Source organism: Gallaecimonas kandeliae (genome assembly GCF_030450055.1).
GTDB lineage: Bacteria > Pseudomonadota > Gammaproteobacteria > Enterobacterales > Gallaecimonadaceae > Gallaecimonas > Gallaecimonas kandeliae.
Genome location: NZ_CP118480.1, coordinates 2,380,046 through 2,398,491, shown reverse-complemented (window position 1 = coordinate 2,398,491; position 18,446 = coordinate 2,380,046). Strand labels below are relative to the sequence as shown.

Below are 18,446 nucleotides of genomic sequence, written 5' to 3'. Positions count from 1 at the left end.
TAAGGTTGCTATACCTAAAGGATTCATCATCCATCCCAATGCCTCGTTGAAAATATATCAAACCTCATTTACTTGACCTGTTGAACAATTATGGAACATGCTAACTTGGAATTTTTTGGAGTCTCATGAAATGGAAGATAAATTATTTTGCGTCCTTGATGATTTCGAATTCTTTGGAGAGTTTTTTCAAAGTGAAGATTCTTATGCAACAAGGTTCCCAGGTAGGGTAACCTACTCACCAGAAGATGGGCTAATCCTTCACTATAACATTGCAGATAACGATATTAAGTTTGAGTACAAATATCTAATCGGGGTTTTAGATAATGGGAAGAGATGCACTCTCATAGGTCCATTTGATTTCAGGAACAGTGGATTAAGATTTGGGCAGCTAACAACCAGATATGGGAAGCACAAGATTCGTTATTTGGTTGTCGGTGAATTTTTAGATGGAGATACAAAATATAATTACTGCTCTTTTGCGACAAACCACATGCAGGCATTTTTCAATGATGTGGATAATTTAGAGGTCGTCCCCTATCAGGACGAATCTTTGATGAGAATCTGTGGCGATAAATGGAATCTTAGTTTAGAAAATAGAGCATCTTTTTCTGATGTGACGAATCGCCTTAAAAATTTAGTTAGAATAGAAGATGATAATGCAAGAATGATTTTATCTGACGCGTTGGAAAAAATAGATGGGCTTGACCTTAGTGAACGGATGTACCTAAGGAAAGAGTTGGAGGTTGTCTTTGTATATGAAAAAGAAAATCAATCAATAGAATCGCTTTTTAATATAATGAGGATAATTTCATCGATGTTCTCTATGCTTGTTGGCGCTCCAAATTTTCCTGAAAAAATTCTATTAGGCCGTCAAGATGGTGATGGAAAGATAAGTGTTATTTCTAATGTCGATCTAGAGTCAGGCACAATAGCATTGGCAAAGAGGAAAATTAACCATCACCAAATGCCAATAAATTGCAAAGGCATTGACTTGGATAAGGTTGTGAAGAAATGGATTTCTCTTCATGATGAATATCAAGTTATCGCTACTGTCTTCAGCTATGAGAAAAACTATAGAACCCTACACGAGGCTCACTGTGACATAGTTCTCTACGCAACAAACTTGGAGGCTATATCTTATAGGGATAAAGAAAAGCTAAAGTATGAATACCCTGTGTGTAAATACTCCTCACCAAGCCTACTGGATTTTATAAAACGGTCTCTTTCGAAAGCTGAATGTGCTTCAATAGGAGAAGCTATCGGTAGTCTGAGAAATGAAATAGCTCACGTGGGCAAGCCTAAGAAAATAATGAGTAAATTGAATATTAGAGACTACGTGAACATTGGTTTTGGTATGAAGTTAGTAATAGTTTCCTATCTTTTTGGAGAGCTGGGGATAGAAATGGAAGTCATTCACCGATATCAAGAGCGTTCATTACCATAGATTTTAGCGGGTGAATGTTTTTTTTCACCAACACATTATTCCCATGCTCTAATTTTAGGGGAGTGTCCTAACTATTTTTTAAAGATATCTTTGTGAAACTTAACTTTTTGACCTAGAGTTATATTTTATATCCAAGAAATATAAATTAGTTGGCGTGTTTACTTATTCCTATCGCTTGTTGAGCATTCTTCTTAACCTTTGGTTATGAACTCATAACTCATTTATATGCAGGGGGGCGCCCCTGCACGCGCCCTACTTTTTTTTCGGAAAAAGTAGGCAAAACCATCGCCCTGCGTTTCGCTTGATCCTCGCCTCTGGTCGTTCCCGGTGCACCGGTTCATACGCGTGTCCCGACGCGTACTCACCTGCCTCGACATCCCTGTCTCAGCTGTCCCTTCACTCCCGCCGGCTCAGCGCTGCACTTAACGGGCATAAGAGCGGGTAGCTTCGTTGAAGGCATGGTGCGTTGCGATATGAAAACAAATCTATCGAAGCTGCCCGCTGTTGGAGCCCCTTTTTAGTGGAGCGCCTTACCGTCGGGAGCGTGAGCTGGCGCGAGACAGGGATGTCGAGCGAGCGGAGGACGCGTCGGGAACCGTACGCAGCGGTCAGCGGCAAGCGACCAGAGGTAAGGACATCGCGGAACGTCGGGGCGGTGGTTTTGGGTACTTTTGCCGAAACAAAAGTACCCCGGCTGCCGGGCCGGGACCCGGCGAATAAAAGAGCATGACAATAGTTCTAAATCTGATAACGAGCCTGTCCGATTCTACTTAATGGGGTGTAGATGATATAGAAAACTTCATTTGTTATATTCTTTTGGTAAGGGGCAGTCATAGTTGATATCAATCATATCCAAGTTGGATATAGAGAAATTAGCGTATCTGTTTCCAGATTTTGATTCTTTTTGCTCGGGTTTTCCATAAATAAATACAAAGGCTGTCGGCTTCTCACTAGTGAATATTTTCTGAAGCCTTGTTGATACAAGTTTCTTTATTTTATAACTCTCTATTAATCGATCACTAATCATAATGGTTGAAGTGAAGTCATCACTTTCTTTTTTAAATTTCTTTTTGAACTTAATTTGATATCCCTGACCTGAAGGAAGTCTATTAACAAATGCCCATCCGTAATAAATTACAGGATGGTCTGGAAGGTAAGATAGATCTTGCTCCCATATGCATTTGAAAATGCTCTTGTACTGCACATCCTTTCCTTGGATGTTAACTCGTCTTAGGTCCAGAGAGCCTTCTTTTCTATACCGAATATATCGACTGACGACGGTTCTCACAGAGTATATGTTACCGATGCTTCCATTCTCTCTGAGAGTCTTTTTCTTTATGGATTTTGTTGAATCTGATTTAATGATTGCTTTTTGAGCGCCTTCGTTGGTTTGCTTGGGCTCGTCATAGTAAGAGTCTGGCCTTTCTAGTAAAAAAACATCTACGACTGACTCGTCAATGGATCGTCTTTCTTCTTTCTCGGAAAGTCCATTCTCATAATGTAAGTTGAGTGGGATTTGATTAAAGACTTCACAGCATTCATTATGCTTTCCATACACCCTATAATGGGGGACTACCTTCATGTCTTGGAGGTCTTCATCCAAGTTCGCACAAGTGACTTGCGCACTGCAATCAGTTCCCGGGCATAGAAACATTTTCTTGTCACTTATGATTCCTGCCCAGTAAAGATCGTATGCTCTATCCGGATCTAAATAGTCTTCCGCTTCGATGCTGTATGCGATATCTAGTGACAAAGCTAGCTCCTATTTCATCTGTGTTTTTTGCCACACTTCCCATTAAAACTGCTGCCGTTCTGCTGCTGAAACTTGTGCAATCTCAGCAACTACTCTGACCAAAAAATACAAACTTGTAAACTGCCAATGTCCACGGCAGCTTCAGCTGTAGCTCTTGGTAATCGGCTATGTATGAGTAGTAAGCTAAAGCAGCGGATGATTCGAAGCCTCTAAGCTGCTTTCACGTACCTAAATGCTAGGCCCAGGCTGCCGGGGCGGGACCCGGCGAACAAAGGAGCTTAAAGGTCAATCAGGACGCTAAAAGGAAACGATGCCAGTCAGTTCCGGCGCCAGCCGATCAAGCAAAATAAAACCGGGATAAACCCGGCTTCCTCACCATCCCAAATCGCGCCATCAGGCAGTGAAGCCATCACAAAGGCGCAAAATCACTCTCATCCAACCGTTCAAGATTGTCATAGAAATGAGGCAAAGACGCCTCGACCTGATCGGCCTTCTCGGTGTGGGCGACGTTGAACAGCGCCTCCCCCTCGTGGACCAGGGGCAGGGTCGCCTGGCCTATGACGATGCCGTCGACAGGGCTTCTGATCACCAGGGGGCGGCTGCCGAGGGGATCGGTGATGTGGGCCATCACTTCGTTCTTCTGGACGGCGTCACCGATGTTCTTGGTGCTGAGCAGTATGCCGGAGCCGTTGGCGCGCACCCAGCGGCTCTCCTGGGCTATCTGCGGGGCTATGGAGCGGCCCTGGACCTTCTTCTCGGGCAGCATGCCGAGGTGGCGCATGACGTTGACGATGCCGCGCAGGCCGGCGCGGATGGCGAACTCGTCGAAGCGCAGCGCCTCGCCTGCCTCGTAGAGCAGCACAGGGCAGCCGCTCTCGGCGGCCGTGGCCCGCAGGGAGCCGTCGCGCAGCTCGGCGTTCAGGATCACCGGCACCCGGAAGGCCTTGGCCATGGCCAGGGCCTGGTGGTCGTTGAGGGAGGTGCGGATCTGCGGCAGGTTGGTGCGGTGCTTGGCACCTGTATGGAGATCGATGCCGTGGCTGGCGTTGGCCACTATCTCGGTCATGAAGCTGTGGGCCAGGCGGGCCGTCATGGAGCCCTTGGCGGAGCCGGGGAAGGCGCGGTTGAGATCGCGCCTGTCCGGCAGGTAGCGGCTCTTGGAGACGTAACCGTAGACGTTGACCACGGGCACCAGGATCAGGGTGCCGGTGATGCGCTTGACGAAGGAGCTGGCCAGGAGGCGGCGCACTATCTCGACGCCGTTGATCTCGTCGCCGTGGATGGCGGCGCTGACGAAGAGGCGGGGGCCGTCCTTCTTGCCGCGGATCACCGTCACCGGCATGTCCATGGCGGCGTTGGTGTAGAGGGGCGGCACAGGCAGCTTCAGCTCGACACGGGTGCCGGGAAGGATGTTGAGGCCGCCCAGTTTCATGCTCAGCCCTTGCCCTTGGTTCTGTTGCTGTGGGGCTTGGCCTTCTTCTCGATGTGCTCGATGATGGCGCCGGCCACGTCCACGCCGGTGGAGTTCTCTATGCCTTCGAGGCCGGGGGAGCTGTTCACTTCCATCACCAGGGGACCGTGGTTGGAGCGCAGCAGATCCACACCCGCCACCCCCAGGCCCATGATCTTGGCGCTGCGCACGGCCGTGGAGCGCTCCTCAGGGGTGATGCGCACCGGTATGGCGCTGCCGCCACGGTGCAGGTTGGAGCGGAACTCCCCGTCTTTGGCCTGGCGCTGCATGGAGGCCACCACCTTGTCGCCGACGACGATGCAGCGGATGTCGGCGCCGCCCGCCTCGCGGATGTATTCCTGGACCAGGAAGCGGCCGCCGAGGCTACGGAAGGCCTCGATGGTACTCTCGGCCGCCTTGCGGGTCTCGGCCAGCACCACGCCCTTGCCCTGGGTGCTCTCCAGCAGTTTGACCACCAGGGGCGCGCCGCCCACCATCTCGATGAGATCGTCCGTGGCCTTGGTGGAGTGGGCGAAGCCGGTGATGGGCAGGCCTATGCCCTTGCGGGCCAACAGTTGCAGGCTGCGCAGCTTGTCGCGGGAGCGGGAGATGGCCACCGATTCGTTGACGCAGTAGACCCCCATCATCTCGAACTGGCGCACCACGGCGGTGCCGTAGAAGGTGACAGAGGCACCGATGCGGGGAATGATGGCATCCGGGTTCTCCAGCTCAACGCCACCGTAGTGGATGCTGGGACGCAAGGAGGTGATGTTCATGTAGCACAGCAGGTGGTTCAACACCTGCACCTCATGGCCCCGGGATTCGGCGGCTTCGACCAGGCGGCGGGTCGAGTAAAGGTCCGCCTTGCGGGACAGGATGCCAATTTTCATGGGAGGTTCCCTGTTAAAGTAGGGGGGCCGACGGGCGGAGAACTCCTTTTCCTGCCGGCGGAAAAAAGGTGCTGCATCATATAGCAGAGCTTGCTTCTAACCTAGTGGATCGAGATGACTTTTTAAACCGGAGTTGCGATGGAAAGCCTGGCCGTTTTTTGTGGTTCCAAGGCGGGCAAGGACCCGCGCTTTAGCGATGCGGCAAAGGCCCTAGGCACCCTGCTGGCCGAGCGGGGCATCACCCTTGTTTACGGCGGCGGCCATGTGGGGCTGATGGGGGCAGTGGCGGATGCGGCACTGAGTGCCGGCGGCAGGGTGATAGGGGTCATACCCCAGGCGCTGATGGACAGGGAGGTGGGCCACAAGGGCCTCACCGAACTGCACGTGGTGCGGGACATGCACGAGCGCAAGGCGCTGATGGCGCAATTGGCCCAGGGCTTCGTGGCCCTGCCTGGCGGCGCCGGCACCCTGGAGGAGCTGGCCGAGGCTTGGACCTGGGCCATGCTCGGCTACCACCACAAGCCCCTGGGGCTGCTCAACCTGGCCGGCTTCTACGACGCCCTGCTGGCCCAGGGCCGGCACTTTGTCGACCAGGGCTTCCTGGAGCCCCGTTACCTCGAGATGCTCCAAGTCGAGGCAGAGCCCGGGGCCCTGCTGGACGCCCTGGCGGCTTACCGCCCGCCGGCGCCGAAGTGGGCCTGAACACCCCTTAAGAAAAGCCGCCCAAGGAAGGGCGGCTTTTTTGTCAGGCGGCGGCCACTTGGCGCTTGTCGAAGAGCCTGGCGTGCAGGCGCTGTATGGCCAGGGGGCCGTCTTCCCCCGCCACCAGGAAGCAGAGGTTGTGGGGGCTGGCGCCGTGGCAGATGAGGGGCACATTGATGCCGTCCAGGGCGTCGAAGACATCGGCCGCCACTTTGGGGGTGCTGTTGAGGTCGTCTCCCACCAAGGCCACCAGGGCCAGGCCTTCCTGCACCTCTATGGTGCCCAGTTCGCGTAGTTCCTCCAGCACCGCCTGGGACAGCACCTGCTCAGAGCCGCGCTCGTCCAATGTCAGGGCGATGGAGATCTCCGAGGTGGTCACCAGATCTACCGAGATATGGTGCTTGGCCAGCAGGCTGAAGGCGCGGGCCAGGAAGCCGTAGCTGTAGAGCATCTCGGGGCTGGTGATCTTCACCAATGTCTGGTTCTTGCGAAGGGCCAGGGCCGCGTACCGGCGCTCGCCCTGGACCTCACGGCGAATGACGGTGCCGCCGCTGGCGTCCAGGGTGGAGCCGATGAAGACGGGGATGTCGTGGCGCATGGCCGGCCAGAGGGTCTTGGGGTGCAGCACCTTGGCGCCGAAGGTGGCCAGCTCCGCCGCCTGGGCAAAGGACAGCTCCGCCAGGGGCCTGGCGCTCGGTACCAGCCGCGGATCCGTGGTGTAGAGGCCTTTGACGTCTGTCCAGATCTCCACCCAGTCGGCGTCGGCCGCCTCGGCCAGCAGCGCCGCCGAATAGTCGGAGCCGCCCCGGCCCAGGGTGGTGAGGTTGCCCTGAGGGTCGGCGCCGACGAAGCCTTCGGTGACCAGGATCTCGCCCTGGTGGTCGGCGAGGGCGACCTGCACCTGCTGGCGGGTGCGGGCCACGTCCGGCTCGCCGTGGCCAAACTGGCTGTCGGTGGCGATCAAGAAGCGGGCCGGCAGCTGCACGGCCGGCAGCCCCAGTTGGCGCAGCCGTTCGGCGAAAAAGAGGCTGGAGAAGCGCTCGCCGAGGGAGAGCAGGCGGTCGCGGGCCTGGCCTTCACAGGGGCCGCTGCCGTCCAGTTCTTCGAGCAGGGACCAGTAGTTGGCCTTGAGGGCGTCGGGGCTGCCGAGGGCCTCGAAGAAATGCTGTTGGCGGTCGTGGATGAGGGTACGGAAGTTCTCGGCGGCGCCGGCGTCGACGGCCTGGCTCAGGCCAACGAGGGCATTGGTGACGCCGGCGGCGGCGCTGACGACGACGATACGGGATTCGGCCTGGTTGGCGACCAGCTGGGCGCTGCGGCCCTGGGCGTCGAAATCGGCTACTGAGGTGCCGCCGAACTTGAGTACGCGGCTGGGGGGGATGTTCATAGCTCTCCTTGAAATCAAGCAAAGAGAGCGCCTGGGACCGGCAGGCACAGATGTGCGGGACTGCTTGTACCAGAAGCGCTCCACCAACAGGTGACAGTCAACAGGATTCAACCTGTCTGACCGATGATCCGCGCGCCCCCGCGCGGATCATCTCGGCGTCAGCCCCCTGGCCAGCCGTCAAAGGGAAAGGGCCCCTCTGGCTGGTTACCTGGTTAACGCACCTCTTCTGGTCCTAAAAATTCAGGACGGCCGCAGTGTTCCAGAATGCGGGGCGCAAATCAAGCCCCGCAGCAGGGCCGGCAGGGCCCGCTATGCTTGGAAGGATTTTCAAATGGAGAATGGCATGCACATCCTGATGGTAACCACCTCCCATGACCAATTGGGGGACAGCGGGCACAAGACGGGGCTTTGGCTGGAAGAGCTGGCGGCCCCCTACTATGTCTTCATCGACGACGGCTGCAGGGTGACTATGGCCTCCCCCAAGGGCGGCCAGCCGCCCTTGGATCCCAAGAGCGACGCCCCGGACAGCCAGTCCGAAGACACAGAGCGCTTCAAGGCCGACGCCAAGGCCCAGGCCAGTTTCGCCGAGACCCTGAAGCTCAGCACGGTGCAGGCGGCAGGCTTTGACGCCCTCTTCTATCCCGGTGGCCACGGCCCGCTCTGGGATCTGGTTGACGACCCCGACTCGCTGCGCCTCATCCGCGACTTCCTGGCCGCCGGCAAGCCGGTGGCGGCGGTCTGCCACGGCCCCTGCGTGCTGGTCAATGCCGTGGACGCCGAGGGCCGGAGCGTGCTGGAAGGCAAAGAGGTGACGGCTTTCACCAATGCCGAGGAGGAGGCGGTGGGCCTGACGGCCGTGGTGCCCTTCCTGCTGGAGGACGCCCTCAAGGCAAAAGGCGGGGATTTCCTCTGCGGCGGCGACTGGGAGGATTTTGTGGTCACCGACGGCCTGCTGATCACAGGCCAGAACCCCCAGTCGTCGGCCAGTACGGCCAGGGCTGTACTGGCCAAGCTCAGCCGGCTGACCAACTGGCCTGGGCAAGGGGCCGGTTAGGCCTCTTCGTTGTTCCCTTCGCTGGCGGCGCCGGCGGCAGGCAAGGGCCAGCCGCCGAGATCCTTCCAGCGGTTGACGATATGGCAGAACAGCTGGGCGGTGCGCTCGGCGTCGTAGTCGGCGGCATGGGCCTCGGCGTTGTCAAAAGCCAGGCCCGCCGCCGGACAGGCCTTGGCCAGCACCGTCTGGCCCAGGGCCAGGGCCGCCATGGTGGTGGTGTCGAAGCTTACGAAGGGATGGAAAGGGGAGCGCTTCTGGTTGGTGCGGGCTATGACGGCGTTCAAGAAGCCGAGGTCGAAGGCGGCGTTGTGGCCCACCAGTATGGCGCGCTGGCAGCCGGCGGCCTTCATGCCCTTGCGCACCGCCTTGAAGATCGCCTTGAGGGCTTCGTCCTCGTCCACGGCGAAGCGCAGCGGATGCCAGGGATCGGTGATGCCGGTGAACTTCAGGGCCGCCTCTTCCAGGTTGGCCCCCTCGAAGGGCAGCACATTGTGGAAGTGGGTCTCCTTGACCACCAGCCGGCCCTCGGCGTCCATGTCCACCAGGGTGGCGGCGATCTGCAACAGCGCGTCGGTCTGGGCGTTGAAGCCGGCGGTTTCTACGTCGATGATAACGGGGTAAAAACCGCGAAAGCGTTGGCTGAACAGAGCTGACATGGGGTACTTTGGCTGGGTGACGGCCGCCTATTATGGCAAAAGCTGACAGAAGCCTAAAGTTTGAAAGCGCGCGGCCGACACAGTTTTCGAGGTAGGGGAGGGGCCATGTCCAAGTCGTTCAACATCAGCCTGATAGCAACCCTGGTCGTTCTGGCCGGCACACCGGCGGACGCCGGGGTGCGCTATTACGCGGCCAGCCTGGGCCAGTCCCAATGGCAGGTGACGGCGGCCAACCCCCTGCAGTGCCGCCTGGAGCACAGGATCCCCAACTACGGGGTGGCGGTATTCAGCGCCCATGCCAACCGCAAGGAAAACCTGCGTTTCGCCCTCGACGTCAAGGACGCCCCATCCAAGCAGACGGTGGCGAGCCTCGCCAGTGTGCCCCCGGCCTGGCAGCCGGGCCTGGCGGCCCAGCCCCTCGGCAAACTGCCCCTCTATCCCCATTACCCGGCCGAGCTCAACAACGACAGGGCCTGGGATCTGCTCTCCGAGCTGGAATCGGGCCGGTTGCCGACCCTGACCTACCCGGACCGCCTCGGCCGCAACAAGGTGTCGGTGGCGCTGTCCACCGGCAACTTCAAGAAGGGCTACGAGGATTTCGTCTCCTGCCTGGGCGGCCTGCTGCCGGTGGACTTCGAGGACATCTCCTTCTCGGTGCTGACCTACAAGAAGAACTCGGCCGATCTCACCGAAGACTCCCAGCATCGCCTGGATCTGGTGGGCCAGTATCTGGCCAACGACAACCAGTACAGCCGCATCGACATCGACGCCTATTCCGACTCCTACGGCGGCCGCTGGCTGAACGAGGAGCTGTCCAAGAAGCGGGCCAAGGCCATCAAGGACTACCTGGTGGCCAAGGGGCTGCCGGCGGATCGCATCAGCACCGAAGGCTACGGCGAGAAGCGCCACGTGGCCTCCAACGAAACCGAAGAAGGCCGCGCCCTGAACAGGCGGGTGGTGCTGCACGTGCAGCGCTGAGTAGAGGCGCTTAGAAGCGCCTCTTCCATATCCCCTCCAACGAAACCGAAGAAGGCCGCGCCCTGAACAGGCGCACCTCAGCCGGCCGCGTGGTGCTGCACGTGCAGCGCTGACAATCACCAACAAAAAAGGCGCCCTGAGGCGCCTTTTTTCATGCCGGTTTTCAGCCGCCGAGGCCCTGGCCGGCGTCCTTCTTGGCGATGAACTCTATCTTGTAGCCGTCGGGATCTTCGACGAAGGCGATGACGGTGCTGCCGCCGAGCACCGGGCCCGGCTCGCGGGTCACCTTGCCGCCCTTGGCCTTGACGGCCTCGCAGATGCCATGGATGTCTTCGGCTTCGATGGCGATATGGCCGTAGGCGCTGCCCAGATCATAGCTGTCCACCCCCCAGTTGTAGGTGAGTTCGAGGACGGCCTCGTCCTTTTCCTCGCCGTAGCCGACGAAGGCCAGGGTGTATTTGTATTCACTGTTCTCGGAGCGGCGCAGCAGCTTCATGCCGAGCACTTCGGTATAGAAGGCGATGGACCTGTCCAGATCGCCGACGCGGAGCATGGTGTGGAGAATTCGCATCTTGTACCTCGTTCAGATTTCCGTCTTGTCCTTGTACTCGCACAAGTCTTCGATGATGCAGGAGCCGCAGCGGGGCTTGCGGGCTATGCAGGTGTAGCGGCCGTGCAGGATAAGCCAGTGGTGCACGTCCACCTTGAATTCCTTGGGCACCACCTTCTCCAGCTTCTCCTCCACGGCCTTGACGTCCTTGCCGGGGGCGAATTTGGTGCGGTTGGAGACCCGGAAGATATGGGTGTCCACCGCTATGGTGGGCCAGCCGAAGGCGGTGTTGAGCACCACGTTGGCGGTCTTGCGGCCGACGCCAGGCAGGGCCTCGAGGGCCTCACGGCTTTGTGGCACCTCGCCGCCGTGCTGTTCCAGCAGTATGCCGCACATTTTGTGGACGTTCTCGGCCTTGGAATTGAAGAGGCCTATGGTCTTGATGTAGTCCTTGAGGCCCTCGACGCCCAGCTCCCAGATGGCCTTGGGGGAATTGGCCACGGGGAACAGCCGGGCTGTGGCCTTGTTGACCCCCACGTCCGTGGCCTGGGCCGAGAGGGTCACCGCCACCAGCAGCTCGAAGGGCGTGCTGAAATGCAGCTCAGTGGTGGGGTGGGGATTGGCGTCCCGCAGGCGCGTCAGTATCTCGAGGCGTTTTTGCTGGTTCATCAGTCTGCCGTGACCCTTACCCGCTGCGCCTTGGCCACGGGCTCGGCCACCTTCTTCTTGTCTTTTTGCTGGTCTATGACCTTCTTGAGGGCGATGAGGAAGCCCATGCCGATAAAGGCCCCGGGCGGCAGCAGGGCCACCAGGAACTTGGCGTCGAAATGGAAGACCTCGATGCGCAGCCCCTTGGCCCAGGGGCCCAGCAGCAGGTCGGCGCCGTCGAAGAGGGTGCCCTGGCCTATGACTTCCCGCAGGGCCCCCAGCACGGCCAGCACGGCGGTGAAGCCGAGGCCCATCATCAGGCCGTCGAAGGCGGCGAGGCCCACGCTGTTCTTGGAGGCGAAGGCCTCGGCGCGGCCCATGATCACGCAGTTGGTGACGATGAGGGGGATGAAGATGCCCAGGGACTGGTAGAGGCCGTAGGCGAAGGCCGTCATCACCAGCTCAACGGCGGTGACGAAGGCGGCGATGATCATCACGAACACGGCCATCCGCACTTCCTTGGGCACCAGGCGGCGCACCAGGGAGATGGTGGCGTTGGAGGCGATCAGCACCAGCATGGTGGCCACCCCCAGCCCCAGGGCGTTGGTCAGGGTGTTGGTGACGGCCAGCAGCGGGCACAGGCCCAGCAGCTGCACCAGGCCGGGGTTGTTACCCCAAAGGCCCAGGCGGGCGATGTCTTTCATCTGGCTCATTGGCTGCCTCCACATTGGCTGGGCGCCGCGAAGAGGGCGTCCTTGTTGCGGCGGAAATACTGCACCGTATTGCCCACGGCCCTGACCACGGCCCGCGGCGTGATGGTGGCGCCGGTGAACTGGTCGAACTGGCCGCCGTCTTTCTTCACGGCCCAGGCCGGATCTTTCTCCCCGGCCGGGCTCTTGCCGGTGAATTCATCCAGCCAGCTGGTCTTGCGGCGCTCTATCTTGTCGCCGAGGCCGGGGGTTTCCTTGTGCTCCAGCACCTCCACCCCCAGCACTGTGCCGTCGGGGTAGGAAAGGCCCACCAGCAGGTTGATGGCGCCGTTGTAGCCGTCCGGGGCTACTGTCTCCATGCCCACGGCCACCGGCTTGCCGTTCTTGCGGGCGCGGAAGGCCGGCAGGGGCGCTTCGGTGCCCAGGTACTGGTGGGAGCGCACCAGGGTGCAGTCCCGGTAGAGGTCGTTGTCATGGCTGGCCTTGGGGATCATGGTGTTGAGCACCCCCAGGCGCTGGGCTTCCTTCTGCTGCTCGATGCGGTCCTTGGTCAGCTCATGGGTACCGGCGAGCAGCGCCGTGGCGGCCAGGGCGAAGAGGCCAAGCACCAGACCGTTCTTGCGGGCGGCGGAAATCATCATGGGTTCTTGCCCTCCCCGAAACTCTGGGGCCTGGTGTAGTTGTCCAGCAGCGGCGCCGCCATGTTGCCCAGCAGCACGGCGAAGGCGATGGCGTCGGGATAGCCCCCCAGCACCCGGATAAGGTAGGTGAGCACCCCTATCATCAGGCCGAAGATGAGCCTGCCCTTGGGGGAGGTGGCGGCCGTCACCGGATCGGTGGCGATGAAGAAGGCCCCGAACATGGCGGCGCCACTGAACAGGTGAAAGAGCGGCGAGCCGTTACCGTCAGGGTGCAGCATGAAGCCGAGCAGGGAGGCGACGAAGAGGCCCCCCAGCACGCCGCCGGGGATCTGCCAGTCGATGACGCCCCGCCACAGCAGGAAGAGGCCCCCCAGCAGGAAGCCGAGGTTGGCCCAGTTCCAGCCCAGGCCGCCGATGCCGGCGAAGAGCGGCTTGGCCATGGACTCGGAGGCGGTCATGCCGCGCTTGAGGTCCGTCTTCAACGTATCCAGGGGGGTGGCCTGGGTGACGCCGTCGGCGCCCTGGCTGAGTTGGTGGGCGGCAAAGCCGTCGGTGCTGTAGCCGGTGAAGGTCAGGCTGATGCTGTCGGCGAGGGTCGGAGCGTGCTGGGCAAGCTCCCGTGCCGGCAGCCAGTTGGTCATCTGTACCGGGAAGGAGATAAGCAGCAGCACATAGGCGGCCATGGCCGGGTTGAAGAGGTTCTGGCCGAGGCCGCCGTAGAGCTGCTTGGCCACCAGAATGGCGAACACCGAGCCTATGACCAGCAGCCACCAGGGGGAGGTGGGGGGCAGGGCTATGGCCAGCAGCACGGCGGTGAGCAGGGCAGAGCTGTCGCCGAGCTGCCAGAGGCTCTTCCTGCGCAGCAGCAGCACCAGGGCCTCGGTGGCCAGGGCCGAGAGGCTGCACAGCACCAGGTTGATGAAGACGCCGTAGCCGAAGAAATGGAAGAGGGCGGCGATGCCGGGCAGGGTGGCATAGGCCACCAGCCGCATCACCTGGCCTGTGCTGCGGTGCTTGTGGGTATGGGGGGAGCTGGCAATCAACATCAGTCCTGACCTTCTTGGGCTTTCTTGGCCTTGGCTTTGGCCACGGCCGCCGCTATGGCGGCTCTTTTACGGGCGGCGGCGTTATCGGCTTGCTCTGCACCGGCATCGGCCTGGGGGGCCTCTGGCGCGTCGGCTTGCTGCTCGGCGGCCTGGGCTTGGGCCGCCTCGGCCTTCTTGGCCTTGGCGCGGGCTATGGCGGCGGCCACGGCCGCCTTCTTGGCATCGGCGGCCGGGGCTGGGGGCTCTGCTGCCGGCTGGGCCTCGATGGGCTGCTCGGTCGCGCCGGCGTCAGCCTGGGCACCTTCGGCCTGGGCTGCTTCCGCTATGGTGCTCCCCGCCTTCTTGGCCTTGGTGCGGGCTATGGCGGCGGCCACGGCCGCTTTCTTGGCATCGGCTACCGGTTGGGCCTCTCCTGGCTGGTCGGCAGTGCCTTCGGCTTGGGCGGCTTCGGCAATGGTCCCCCCCGCCTTCTTGGCCTTGGCGCGGGCTATGGCAGCGGCCACGGCCGCTTTCTTGGCGTCGGCTGCCGGTTGGGCCTCTCCTGGCTGGTCGGCAGTGCCTTCGGCTTGGGCGGCCTCGACAATGGTCCCCCCCGCCTTCTTGGCCTTGGCGCGGGCTATGGCAGCGGCCACGGCCGCTTTCTTGGCGTCACCGCCTTCGGCTTCCTCAGGCGCGGGCTGGGCGGCGGCCTGCTGGGCTTCCAGCTCGGCCTTGCGCTCCCGGGCCTGGCGCTTGCGCTCTTCGCGCAGCCTCGCCATCTCGCTGTTGTCCGGCACCAGCTCGCCTTTGTCGAGGCGGGCATTGGCCTCGGCGTCCTTCTGGATCTCCGCTACCTTGGTGTCCTGTTGGGCCTTGACCCTGGCCAGGGCGGCGGCCACGGCATCCTGGGCCTTGTCCCCTTCGCCGCGGGCGGCCAGGGCCGCTTCGCGCCGGGCTACCGCTTCCTGGTGGCGGGCTTCGCGTTCCTGCTTGTCCCGCTCCAGGCGGTCCTTGCGGGCTTCGAAACGCTCCCTGGCCTTGTCGGACTTGCGCTTTTCCTCGGCGGCGGCGCGGCCTTCGGCCTTGGCCACCCGGTAGTACTGCACCAGGGGGATCTGGGAGGGGCAGACGAAGGCGCAGGCGCCGCATTCTATGCAGGCGGAGAGCTTGTATTCGTCCAGCTTGTCCTGGTCCTTGGCCTTGGCGTACCAGTAGAGCTGCTGGGGCAGCAGTTCGGCCGGGCAGACGTTGGCGCACTCGCCGCAGCGGATGCAGGCCATCTCCTTGCCGGCCGGGGGCAGCTCTTTCTTGGCCGGCAGCAGCAGGCAGTTGACCGTCTTGGTGACGGGGGCGGCCGGGTCTGGGAGGGTAAAGCCCATCATGGGCCCGCCGATGATGAGGCGCTGCTGCTTTTCCGGGTTGAAACCGGCCTGCTCGAGGACGTGTGCTATGGGGGTGCCGATGGGCAGCCAGTAGTTGCCGGGCTTGCCTACCTTGGTGCCGGTGACGGTGACCACCCTTTTGATCAGGGGCTCGCCATGGACGAGGGCGCGGTAGGCGGCGTAGGCGGTGCCGACGTTCTGCACCACCAGGCCCAGATCGGCCGGTATGCCGCCGGCCGGTACCTCGACGCCCGTGAGCAGCTTGAGCAACTGGCGCTCGGCCCCCGAGGGATACTTGGTGGGCACCACCTTCATGGAGACGTCATCGAGGTTTTCGATGACGGCCTCCAGAGCGGAGATGGCCTCGGGTTTGTTGTCCTCGATGCCGACCACTACCAGCTTGGCGCCGACGACGCGGGCCATGAGGCGGGCGCCCGTGACCACGGCCTCGGCTTCTTCGCGCAGCAGGCAGTCGTCACTGGTGATGTAGGGCTCGCACTCGGCGGCGTTGATCACCAGGGCGTCGATGGCCCTGGAGCCCCCCAGCTTGACGGCGGTGGGGAAGCCGGCGCCGCCCATGCCGGCGAGGCCGGCGGCCTTGAGGGCCCTGAGCAGCACGGCCGGCTCGGCCTCGAAGGGGTTGGCGACGGGGTGCTTATCGGTCCAGCGGTTCTGGCCGTCCGCCTCTATGACCACGGCCAGGTCCCAGAGCCCGGAGGCGTGGGTCAGGGGGCGCGGTTCCACGGCCAGCACGGTACCGGAGGTGGGGGCATGGACGGGCACGCCCATCACCGAGGTCGCCTGGGACAGGGGCTGGCCCTTGAGCACGGTATCGCCGGCCTTGACCAGCACCTCGCCCAGCTCACCCAGGTGCTGGCGCAGCGGCACTACCAATGTCTTGGCCGGGGCCAGGCGGCCTATGGGCCTGTGGTTGGAGAGATCCTTGTGTTCCGGCGGGTGTATGCCGCCGAAGAAATCGAAGACCTTGTCGCTGGTCAGCCTTTCCATCAGGGTCAACATCAGGCTCCCTCGCGCACGCTGATTTCTTTGACCGGAATGGCTTTGAGCTGCCATTTCCAGTTCTGGACTGTGGTCTTGACGGGCCGCATCTCGATGCAGTCCACCGGGCAGGGCTCGACGCAGAGGTCGCAGCCGGTGCACTCGCTGCTGATGACGGTGTGCATGTGCTTGGCGCTACCGAGGATGGCGTCAACTGGGCAGGCCTGGATGCACTTGGTGCAACCGATGCACTCGTCTTCGCGGATGAAGGCCACCTTCTTGATGTCTTCCTCGCCGTGGGCGGCGTCCAGGGGCTTGGCCTCGACCCCCAGCAGATCGGCCAGCTTTTCAATGGTCGCCTGGCCGCCGGGGGGGCACTTGTTGATGTCGTCGCCGCCGGCGATGGCCTCGGCGTAGGGGCGGCAGCCCGGGTAGCCGCACTGGCCGCACTGGGTCTGGGGCAGGATGTTGTCTATCTGGTCGACGATGGGGTCGGCTTCGACCTTGAACTTGACCGAGGCGAGGCCAAGGACGACACCGAACACCAGCGCCAGCAGGGCGAGGGCGAGGATAGCGTAGAGCATGGTCATCTTATTTCACCAGGCCGGTAAAGCCCATGAAGGCCAGGGACATCAGGCCGGCGGTGACCATGGCGATGGCCGGGCCCTTGAAGGGCAGGGGCACGTCGGCGGCGGCCAGGCGCTCACGCATGGCGGCGAAGAGCACCAGCACCAGGGAGAAGCCGACGGCGGCGCCGAAGCCGTAGATGAGGGACTGCATCAGGCTGTGGTTTTCGTTGATGTTCAGAAGGGCCACCCCCAGCACGGCGCAGTTGGTGGTGATCAGGGGCAGGAAGATGCCCAGCACCCGGTAGAGGATGGGGCTGGTCTTCTGCACCACCATCTCGGTGAACTGCACCACTACGGCGATCACCAGGATGAAGGAGAGGGTGCGCAAATAGCCCATGCCCAGAGGCTCGAGCATGTAGGTGTTGACCAGGTAGCTGCAGAGGGAGGCCAGGGTCAGTACGAAGGTGGTGGCCAGGGACATGCCGATGGCGCTTTCCAGCTTGTTGGACACCCCCATGAAGGGGCAGAGCCCGAGAAATTTCACCAAAACGAAGTTGTTGACCAGCACTGTACCTATCAACAACAGCAGATAATCGCCCATGGGTGGCAAGGTCCCCTTCGGCCAAAGTAGAATCAACGGGTTATTATCGTGGTTTGTGGTCCCCTAAACAACAGTGGACCTGTGGGGTTATTATGCCGTTCCTCGCTCTCGTCCTGGCCATGGCCCTCTGGGCCAGCACCTTCGTGGTACTGAAACTGGTCTTTACCGAAGTATCGCCCCTTTGGGTGATCTGCGCCCGCATGTGGGTGGCGGCCCTGGCGTTGGGGCTCTGCTACCGCTTTTGGGGCAAGGCCAGCTACCGCAAGGGGGACTGGCGGCTGCTGTTGGCCATGTCCCTGGCCGAGCCCTGCCTCTATTTCGTGTTCGAAGCCAAGGCGCTGCTCTACACCTCGGCCGGCCAAGCTGGCATGGTCACGGCTGTGTTACCGCTGCTGACGGTGGCCGGCGCCGTGCTCTTCCTGAAGGAAAAAGCGTCGCTGCGGCTCTGGCTGGGCCTCGGCATGGCCCTGGTGGGGGTACTTTGGCTAAGCGCCGGCGGCGAGGCCTCTCTAGATGCCCCCAACCCCTGGCTCGGCAACGCCCTGGAGCTGGTGGCCATGCTCTGCGCCTCTCTCTATTCGCTGTCGCTCAAATACCTGTCGGACCGCTACTCGCCACTCTGGCTGACCGCCATCCAGGCCATCAGCGGGGCTCTCTTCTTCCTGCCCCTGGCGCTCTGGTCGGCGCCTTGGCCTGGCCAGGTCAGCAGCCAGGCCTTGGGCGCCATGCTCTATCTCGGCCTGGGGGTGACCCTCGGGGCCTACGGCCTTTACAACTTCGCCATGGCGCGGCTGGCGGCGGCCAAGGTGGCCATCTTCGTCAACCTGATCCCGCTGTTTTCCCTGCTGCTGGCCATGGGCTTGCTGGACGAACGCCTGAGCCCCAACCAGTGGGTCGCCAGCGCCTTGGTGCTGGCCGGGGTCCTGGTCAGCCAGGGGAACAAGGACAGGGCCCTGGAAACGGCCTAAGCTGCGAAAAAGCCGCCTCTATGGGCGGCTTTTTTGTGG

18 protein-coding genes and 1 riboswitch are annotated in these 18,446 nt (G+C 61.1%); of the genes, 5 read left to right on the top strand and 13 right to left on the bottom strand.

The window, feature by feature from the left end:
- The first annotated feature begins 130 nt into the window (after window positions 1-130).
- Entirely contained in the window at window positions 131-1,444 is a 1,314-nt protein-coding gene (locus PVT67_RS11935) for an ApeA N-terminal domain 1-containing protein (protein ID WP_301493838.1), read from the top strand.
- A 799-nt stretch (window positions 1,445-2,243) separates the two neighbouring features.
- Here the strand turns inward: PVT67_RS11935 and PVT67_RS11930 are convergent.
- From PVT67_RS11930 to rimK, 3 genes are all read right to left on the bottom strand, one after another.
- A complete protein-coding gene (locus PVT67_RS11930) occupies window positions 2,244-3,197 on the bottom strand; it encodes a hypothetical protein (RefSeq protein WP_301493837.1) in 954 nt (317 codons plus the stop codon).
- A gap of 409 nt (window positions 3,198-3,606) precedes the next feature.
- Window positions 3,607-4,629: a succinylglutamate desuccinylase/aspartoacylase family protein gene (locus PVT67_RS11925; RefSeq protein ID WP_301493836.1), complete on the bottom strand. Its 1,023-nt coding sequence runs from the start codon at window positions 4,627-4,629 to the stop codon at window positions 3,607-3,609.
- A gap of 2 nt (window positions 4,630-4,631) precedes the next feature.
- Entirely contained in the window at window positions 4,632-5,537 is a 906-nt protein-coding gene (gene rimK, locus PVT67_RS11920; RefSeq protein WP_301493835.1) for a 30S ribosomal protein S6--L-glutamate ligase, read from the bottom strand.
- A gap of 138 nt (window positions 5,538-5,675) precedes the next feature.
- Here rimK and PVT67_RS11915 point away from each other — a divergent pair, with 138 nt between their 5' ends.
- The gene (locus PVT67_RS11915; RefSeq protein WP_301493834.1) at window positions 5,676-6,239 is read left to right on the top strand and encodes an LOG family protein; all 564 of its coding nucleotides are present in this window, start codon (window positions 5,676-5,678) and stop codon (window positions 6,237-6,239) included.
- A gap of 43 nt (window positions 6,240-6,282) precedes the next feature.
- Here the strand turns inward: PVT67_RS11915 and lysC are convergent, their stop codons facing one another.
- Window positions 6,283-7,626 carry a lysine-sensitive aspartokinase 3 gene (gene lysC / locus PVT67_RS11910; RefSeq protein WP_301493833.1) on the bottom strand — a complete coding sequence of 448 codons (1,344 nt, stop codon included), beginning with the start codon at window positions 7,624-7,626 and terminating at the stop codon, window positions 6,283-6,285.
- 65 nt (window positions 7,627-7,691) lie between these two features.
- Window positions 7,692-7,860: riboswitch (Lysine riboswitch) on the bottom strand.
- Between the two features lie 109 nt (window positions 7,861-7,969).
- On the opposite strand from lysC, the gene PVT67_RS11905 reads away from it, so the two are divergent.
- Window positions 7,970-8,680 carry a type 1 glutamine amidotransferase domain-containing protein gene (locus PVT67_RS11905; RefSeq protein ID WP_301493832.1) on the top strand — a complete coding sequence of 237 codons (711 nt, stop codon included), beginning with the start codon at window positions 7,970-7,972 and terminating at the stop codon, window positions 8,678-8,680.
- On the opposite strand, the gene rnt is transcribed toward PVT67_RS11905, so the two are convergent.
- Complete coding sequence (gene rnt / locus PVT67_RS11900; RefSeq protein WP_301493831.1) at window positions 8,677-9,336, bottom strand: ribonuclease T; 660 nt, start codon at window positions 9,334-9,336, stop codon at window positions 8,677-8,679. The genes PVT67_RS11905 and rnt overlap by 4 nt on opposite strands.
- Before the next feature lie 105 nt (window positions 9,337-9,441).
- Between rnt and PVT67_RS11895 the strand changes: the two genes are divergently transcribed.
- The gene (locus PVT67_RS11895; protein ID WP_301493830.1) at window positions 9,442-10,314 is read left to right on the top strand and encodes a flagellar protein MotY; all 873 of its coding nucleotides are present in this window, start codon (window positions 9,442-9,444) and stop codon (window positions 10,312-10,314) included.
- A 163-nt stretch (window positions 10,315-10,477) separates the two neighbouring features.
- On the opposite strand, the gene gloA is transcribed toward PVT67_RS11895, so the two are convergent.
- The 8 genes from gloA to rsxA are packed head-to-tail and all read right to left on the bottom strand — an operon-like array spanning window position 10,478 to window position 17,439.
- Window positions 10,478-10,885, bottom strand: coding sequence for a lactoylglutathione lyase (gene gloA, locus PVT67_RS11890; RefSeq protein WP_301493829.1), 408 nt, complete (start codon window positions 10,883-10,885; stop codon window positions 10,478-10,480).
- Window positions 10,886-10,897: 12 nt separating this feature from the next.
- Entirely contained in the window at window positions 10,898-11,533 is a 636-nt protein-coding gene (gene nth, locus PVT67_RS11885; RefSeq protein ID WP_301493828.1) for an endonuclease III, read from the bottom strand.
- Window positions 11,533-12,225, bottom strand: coding sequence for an electron transport complex subunit E (locus PVT67_RS11880; RefSeq protein WP_301493827.1), 693 nt, complete (start codon window positions 12,223-12,225; stop codon window positions 11,533-11,535). Before PVT67_RS11880 ends, nth begins: the two co-directional genes overlap by 1 nt.
- The gene (gene rsxG / locus PVT67_RS11875; RefSeq protein WP_301499692.1) at window positions 12,222-12,860 is read right to left on the bottom strand and encodes an electron transport complex subunit RsxG; all 639 of its coding nucleotides are present in this window, start codon (window positions 12,858-12,860) and stop codon (window positions 12,222-12,224) included. Before rsxG ends, PVT67_RS11880 begins: the two co-directional genes overlap by 4 nt.
- Window positions 12,860-13,909, bottom strand: coding sequence for an electron transport complex subunit RsxD (gene rsxD, locus PVT67_RS11870; RefSeq protein WP_336407737.1), 1,050 nt, complete (start codon window positions 13,907-13,909; stop codon window positions 12,860-12,862). Before rsxD ends, rsxG begins: the two co-directional genes overlap by 1 nt.
- The gene (gene rsxC, locus PVT67_RS11865; RefSeq protein ID WP_301493826.1) at window positions 13,909-16,290 is read right to left on the bottom strand and encodes an electron transport complex subunit RsxC; all 2,382 of its coding nucleotides are present in this window, start codon (window positions 16,288-16,290) and stop codon (window positions 13,909-13,911) included. Before rsxC ends, rsxD begins: the two co-directional genes overlap by 1 nt.
- Window positions 16,290-16,859 (bottom strand): electron transport complex subunit RsxB, encoded by a 570-nt coding sequence (gene rsxB, locus PVT67_RS11860; protein WP_301493825.1) that lies wholly within the window; start codon window positions 16,857-16,859, stop codon window positions 16,290-16,292. Before rsxB ends, rsxC begins: the two co-directional genes overlap by 1 nt.
- A 1-nt stretch (window position 16,860) precedes the next feature.
- On the bottom strand, window positions 16,861-17,439 hold the full coding sequence (gene rsxA, locus PVT67_RS11855) for an electron transport complex subunit RsxA (RefSeq protein ID WP_301493824.1): 579 nt from the start codon (window positions 17,437-17,439) through the stop codon (window positions 16,861-16,863).
- A gap of 92 nt (window positions 17,440-17,531) precedes the next feature.
- Here rsxA and PVT67_RS11850 point away from each other — a divergent pair, with 92 nt between their 5' ends.
- Entirely contained in the window at window positions 17,532-18,407 is an 876-nt protein-coding gene (locus tag PVT67_RS11850; RefSeq protein WP_301493823.1) for a DMT family transporter, read from the top strand.
- The last annotated feature ends 39 nt before the right edge of the window (window positions 18,408-18,446 follow it).